6 protein-coding genes and 2 pseudogenes are annotated in these 5,098 nt (G+C 73.7%); 5 read left to right on the top strand and 3 right to left on the bottom strand.

All coding sequences use genetic code 11. From position 1 onward, the window contains the following. A pseudogene (locus tag ACWDR0_RS34525) lies at positions 1-397 on the top strand (hypothetical protein); the annotation flags it as partial. 9 nt (positions 398-406) lie between these two features. On the opposite strand, the gene ACWDR0_RS34520 reads toward ACWDR0_RS34525, so the two are convergent. Genes ACWDR0_RS34520 through ACWDR0_RS34510 form a run of 3 tightly spaced genes read right to left on the bottom strand, consistent with a single transcriptional unit; the run spans position 407 to position 2,726 of the window. Then, a complete protein-coding gene (locus ACWDR0_RS34520) occupies positions 407-1,348 on the bottom strand; it encodes an ABC transporter substrate-binding protein (protein ID WP_456355791.1) in 942 nt (313 codons plus the stop codon). Beyond that, a complete protein-coding gene (locus ACWDR0_RS34515; protein ID WP_456355790.1) occupies positions 1,348-2,022 on the bottom strand; it encodes an ABC transporter permease in 675 nt (224 codons plus the stop codon). Before ACWDR0_RS34515 ends, ACWDR0_RS34520 begins: the two co-directional genes overlap by 1 nt. Then, complete coding sequence (locus ACWDR0_RS34510) at positions 2,019-2,726, bottom strand: ABC transporter permease (RefSeq protein ID WP_456355789.1); 708 nt, start codon at positions 2,724-2,726, stop codon at positions 2,019-2,021. The genes ACWDR0_RS34515 and ACWDR0_RS34510 overlap by 4 nt, the downstream gene beginning before the upstream one ends. A 183-nt stretch (positions 2,727-2,909) precedes the next feature. Here ACWDR0_RS34510 and ACWDR0_RS34505 point away from each other — a divergent pair, with 183 nt between their 5' ends. From ACWDR0_RS34505 to ACWDR0_RS34490, 4 genes and pseudogenes are all read left to right on the top strand, one after another. Continuing rightward, positions 2,910-3,287, top strand: coding sequence for a hypothetical protein (locus ACWDR0_RS34505; protein ID WP_456355788.1), 378 nt, complete (start codon positions 2,910-2,912; stop codon positions 3,285-3,287). After that, entirely contained in the window at positions 3,280-3,855 is a 576-nt protein-coding gene (locus tag ACWDR0_RS34500; protein WP_456355787.1) for a TetR/AcrR family transcriptional regulator, read from the top strand. Before ACWDR0_RS34505 ends, ACWDR0_RS34500 begins: the two co-directional genes overlap by 8 nt. Positions 3,856-4,205: 350 nt before the next feature. After that, a pseudogene (locus tag ACWDR0_RS34495) lies at positions 4,206-5,009 on the top strand (SAM-dependent methyltransferase); the annotation flags it as partial. Between the two features lie 13 nt (positions 5,010-5,022). Beyond that, on the top strand, positions 5,023-5,098 hold a 76-nt coding region (locus ACWDR0_RS34490; protein ID WP_456355792.1), incomplete at its 3' end, for a hypothetical protein.

Raw genomic sequence — 5,098 nt, 5'->3', positions numbered from 1 at the left:
CGGGAGAAGGCGGAGGCGGAGCCCGCGTAGCGGGGCGCCTCGGGCGGGGGTGCCTCGGGGGCCGGGGGCGATCCACTGGCTGGAGGTGCGGGCCGATCTGGCCCGGCTCGCGGGCGATCCGGCGCTGAGCTGCGAGCTGTGGATGGCGGCCGCCGACGCCCGGCTGGCGCGGGGGCAGACCGTGGACGATCCGGATGTGGAGGGCGCGGTCGACCGGGCCCACCACCAGTGGGAGCAGATCCCGGACGGGCAGAGGGCCCGGGGGGCCGCGCCGCGGCTGGTCGCTTTGCGGCGCCGGGTGCCGGGGCGGCAGCGGGGTGCGCTGCGGGTGCTTCAGCGGCGGCTCGAACAACTGCACGCGGGTCCCCCGGTGACCGGCCGTCCGGCTACGGGCTGAACCCGCGGGTCACAGCAGGCCCCTGGATTTCAGATAGGCGCGGGCGACGTCCTCGGGGAGTCTGCGCCAGTTGTCGACCTGTTCGTTCATCCCGGCCAGGTCGGCGGTGGTCAGGACGGTGTTGAGGGCCGACAGGGCGCGGACGGCGCCGGGCCCGCCGGCCCGGGCCCGGTTGACGACCGGGACGATGTAATCGGCGTTCTGGAGATGCCGGTCGTCGTCGAGGAGGACCAGGCCGAACTGGTCGAGGGTGGCGTCCGTGGTGGTGGTGAGCACCATCTGGTCCCGGCCGTTCTGCACCGCCTGTTTGGCCTGGGTGGTGCCGACGCCCTTGGGGTCGACGGCGACGATGTCGATGCCATACGTCTTGCGCAGCCCGGGTTCGCAGTACGGGCGCAGGACGCATTCGTCGCCCGCCGCGAGCCGTACCGGGAGTCCGGAGCGGCCCAGGTCGCTGAGGGTCCTGAGCCGGTGTTCGGCCGCGTAGGCGCGGGTGACGGCGAAGGCGTTCTGGTCGACGGCCCGGCCGGGGTCGAGGACGGTCAGCCCGCGGGGCGTTGCCAGCCGCCGCAGGGCCGTCATGGTCTTCGTCAGGTCCGGTGAGCCGACGGCGGGTGCGTCCGGCCCGTTGGTCTTGGCGTTCAGCCAGTCGGCGAAGGTCGCCGCGTACTCGGGCACCACATCGATCCGGCCGCTCTCCAGGGCCGGTTCGTACAGCTCGCGGTTGGTGACGGAGAGGACCCGGGCGCGGTATCCGGCGTGCTCCAGCAGCAGGACGTACATCCGGGCGAGCAGGTCGCTCTCGGTGAAGCCGGCCGAGCCGACGGTCAGATCGCGGCTGTCGCCGGGGGGTGCGGTGATGTCTCCGCGGTGCTCCAGCGACGGGCCGGTGGAGCAGGCGGCGAGCAGCGGCAGGGCGAGGAGGAGGGCGGCGAAGGCGCGGCGGCGCATCAGGTGTCCGCCCGCCGTACGCCCGCCGGGGCGAGCCGCTCCATGAGGACGCAGACCCCTTCGACCAGGAGGGCGAGCGCGGCGACGAGCACGGCGCCCGCGACGACCTGCGGGGTGGAGGCGAGATTGAAACCGGCGGTGATGATCCGGCCCAGTCCGCCGCCGCCCGCCAGTGCGGCGATGGTGGCGGTGGCCACGAGCTGGACGGCGGCGATCCGGACCCCGGTGAGGATCAGCGGCAGCGCGAGCGGCAGTTCCACGCCGCGCAGCAGCTGGCCGCCCGTCATGCCCATGCCCCGGGCGGCCGCGACCAGATCACGGTCGACGCCCCGCATGCCGACGTACGCGTTGGTCAGCAGCGGCGGTACGGCGAACAGGACGAGGGCGATGACGGTGGGCCATTCGCCGTACTCGCCGAGCGGGCTGAGCAGCAGCAGGACGAGAACGGCGAAGGTGGGTACGGCGCGGCCGGCGTTGGCGATGTTGACGGCGAGCGCGCCGCCGCGGCCGAGGTGGCCGAGGACCAGGGCGACCGGCAGGGCGATCAGACAGCTCAGGACCAGGCAGACGGCGGTGAGGACGAGGTGTTCGGTCAGCCGCTGGGTGATTCCGCCCTCGCCGGACCAGTGGTCCGCGGTGGTCAGCCAGGACCAGGCCCGGGAGAGGGTGTTCACGGGGCGCCGGCCCGGGTCCAGGGGGTGGCGAGCCGCTGGAGCAGGAGGAGCAGCAGATCGGCGGCGACGGCGATGACGACGCAGAGCACGGAGGCGGTGAGGACCTGGGCCTTGAAGTAGGTGTTCATGCCCGAGTAGATGAGATTGCCCAGACCTCCGTAGCCGACGATCGCGCCGATGGTGACCAGGGAGACCGCGGAGACCGTGGCGATGCGCAGTCCGGCCGTGGCGGCGGGCAGGGCCAGCGGCAGTTCGACGGTGAGCAGCAGCCGGAGGGTTCCGTAGCCCATGCCCCGGGCGGCGAGCCGGGTCTCCTCGGGCACGGCGCGCAGCCCGGCGAGGAGATTGCGGACCAGCAGCGTCAGGGAGTAGAGCACCAGCCCGGCGATGACGAGGGAGGCGGAGAGTCCGTACACCGGGAGCAGCAGGGAGAACATCGCCAGGGAGGGGATGGTGTAGAGGATCGTGGTCACGGCCAGGACCGGTCCGGCCGCCCAGCGCGCCGCGCGGGCGGCGACGGCGAGCGGTACGGCGATCACGAGCGCCAGCGCCACGGAGACGAAGGTGAGCTGGAGGTGCTGGAGGACGGCGTCCTGGAGGATCTCGCGCCGGGTGGAGAGATAGGCGCCGCAGAGCCAGTCGTTGCGGGCGAGGCAGTCGTCCGGTGCGGCGCCGTTCGCGGTCAGCAGCCCGGTCGCGGTCATCTGCCCATTCGAGCGCGGGGGCGGGCGGGGCGCGCGCCGCCGGGGCCGAACGGGCGATCCGGGTCCGTGGTTCCGTGCTCCCCCTGGGAAGTCATGCGCGAACCATGGACAGGCTAACGCCGTTAGCCTACGCTGGCGGCCCAGGAGGCTAACGGCGTTAGCCACGAGGGAAAGGGGGTTGCCATGAGCGTGTCGGCCATGGGGACGGGGGCGGAACCGGCGGCGGTCCCGGAGCGCGGCGGGCCGGGGCGGATCCCGCCCGCCCGGCTGGTGGGCTGGGGGGTGCCCGCGCTCTTCCTCGCCGCCTTCGCCGCCTTCGAGGCGCAGAAGTACGGAGCGGCCACCGTCTCCGCCGCCCTGCTGTTCCTGGCCGTCCCCGATCTCGCCCGGCGCGCCGTCGGCGGCCGCGGGCCGGTCGCGGGGCTCGCGTTCAACGGCTGGATCCCGCTCGGGGTGCTGGTTGCCTACGCCTTCGGCCCGGTCGTCTGGCCGCCGTTGTTCACCGCCGCGCTCGCCTGGGAACTGCGGGTCGTCACCGGCCGGATGCTGCGCCGTGGCTGAGCCGCCCGCCCCGGGCCGGGCGGCTCAGATCGTGGCGGCCGCACTGGAGATCCTGGAGGCGGACGGAGCGGAGGCCATGTCGATGCGGGCCGTCGCCGACCGGGTCGGGATCCGCGCGCCGTCCCTGTACAAGCACTTCCCCGACAAGTCCGCCCTGGAGAACGCGCTCGTCGTCCTGGGCATGACGGCGACGGCCGAGCATCTGGCCGCGGCCGAGGCGGCCGGTCCCGGACTACTGCCGCTGGCCCGCGCCTATCGCGAACACGCCCTCGCGCATCCCCATATGTACCGGCTGACCGCAGCCCGCCCGCTGCCCCGGCATGCCCTGCCCGAGGGTCTGGAGGAACGCACCGCGGCTCCGCTGTTCCGGGCCGTGCACGGCGATCCCGGTATCGCCCGCGCCGTCTGGGCGTTCGCCCACGGGATGGTCATGCTCGAACTCGACGGCCGCTTTCCGCCGGACGCGGATCTCGATACGGCGTGGGCGGTGGGCTGCGCCTCCTTCGAGGCGGCCGCACCGGCCCGGCCGGCAGCGGCCGGGGGCGGGCCGGAGCACGGCCGACGCTGAGCCCGGGACGCCCTGGTCCGGGCGAGCCGCGGGGGTGGCCCGCCCGCACTCGGGCACCACGGTCCCGGCGCCACCCGACGGCCGAACGGAGCAACCGGCTCTCCCCACGGTCCCGTCGGCCGGGGCCCGGACGGCGGCGCGGCTCCCGTGGCCGCACCCGGCACACCGGCACACCGGCACTCCGCAAGCTCAAGGGGCAACCGGCCCTGCCCACGGCCCTGGTGGGCGGGGTCGCGGCCGGGGGCGCAGCTCCGGTGGGCGGTTCCGCGGATCCGGCCCGGGCGGGCTCCGCCGCCGGGCATATGATGCGGCGGCCAGACCATCGCACGACGAGCCGGGAGGTTCACCTCATGACAGCCGACACGCCGGACAGCGGGACGGGCCGGTCGCGGCACCCGGAGTTCGACACCGGGGCCCCGCACTCCGCCCGCGTCTGGAACTACTGGCTGGGCGGCAAGGACAACTACCCCGTCGACCAGGCCGTCGGCGAGGAGTTCCGGCAGTCGTTCCCCGGGATCGTCGACCTGGCCCGGGACTCCCGCGCGTTTCTCGCCCGTACGGTGACCTATCTCGCCCGCGAGGTGGGGATCCGTCAGTTCCTCGACATCGGCACCGGTCTGCCGACGGCCGACAACACCCATCAGATAGCCCAGCGGGCGGCCCCCTCGTCCCGGATCGTCTATGTGGACAACGATCCGCTGGTCCTGGCGCACGCCCGGGCCCTGCTGGTCAGCACCCCCGAGGGCGCCACCGACTACATCGACGCGGACCTTCACGACCCGGTCGCCATCCTCGGCAAGGCCCGGGACATCCTGGACCTCACCCGTCCGGTGGCGCTGACCCTGATGCAGGTGATCGGCCATGTCTCCACCTACGAGGAGGCCCGGTCGATCGTGGGGCAGCTGATGGACGCACTGCCGTCGGGCAGCTATCTCGTCTTCAACGACAGTGTGAACACCCACGCGGGCAATGCCGAGGCCACCCGCCAGTACAACGACAGCGGGGCCGCGCCCTACTTCCTGCGGAGCCCGGAGGAGGTCGCCGGGTTCTTCGAGGAGCTGGAGCTGCTGGAACCGGGTGTCGTCCCGCTGGCCCGCTGGCGCCCGGCGCCGGACACCGTGACGGACGGCGAGGTCATCGCGCTGGGCGGGGTCGGCGAAGTCGAACATCGGCCATGCGCAGGCCGCCGCCGGTGTCGCCGGTGTGATGAAGATGGTGCTGGCGATGCGGCACGGGATGGTGC

It is taken from the genome of Streptomyces sp. NPDC003691, from assembly GCF_053981115.1.
The sequence above is the reverse complement of the archived record's forward strand: the minus strand, read 5'-3'. Positions and strand labels throughout refer to the sequence as shown.

What these genes read in the sequence shown, in the direction of transcription:
- ACWDR0_RS34520 (WP_456355791.1), bottom strand. Translation starts at nt 1,348, where the DNA reads ATGCGCCGCCGCGCCTTCGCCGCCCTCCTCCTCGCCCTGCCGCTGCTC.
- ACWDR0_RS34510 (WP_456355789.1), bottom strand. Translation starts at nt 2,726, where the DNA reads ATGACCGCGACCGGGCTGCTGACCGCGAACGGCGCCGCACCGGACGAC.
- ACWDR0_RS34505 (WP_456355788.1), top strand. Translation starts at nt 2,910, where the DNA reads ATGAGCGTGTCGGCCATGGGGACGGGGGCGGAACCGGCGGCGGTCCCG.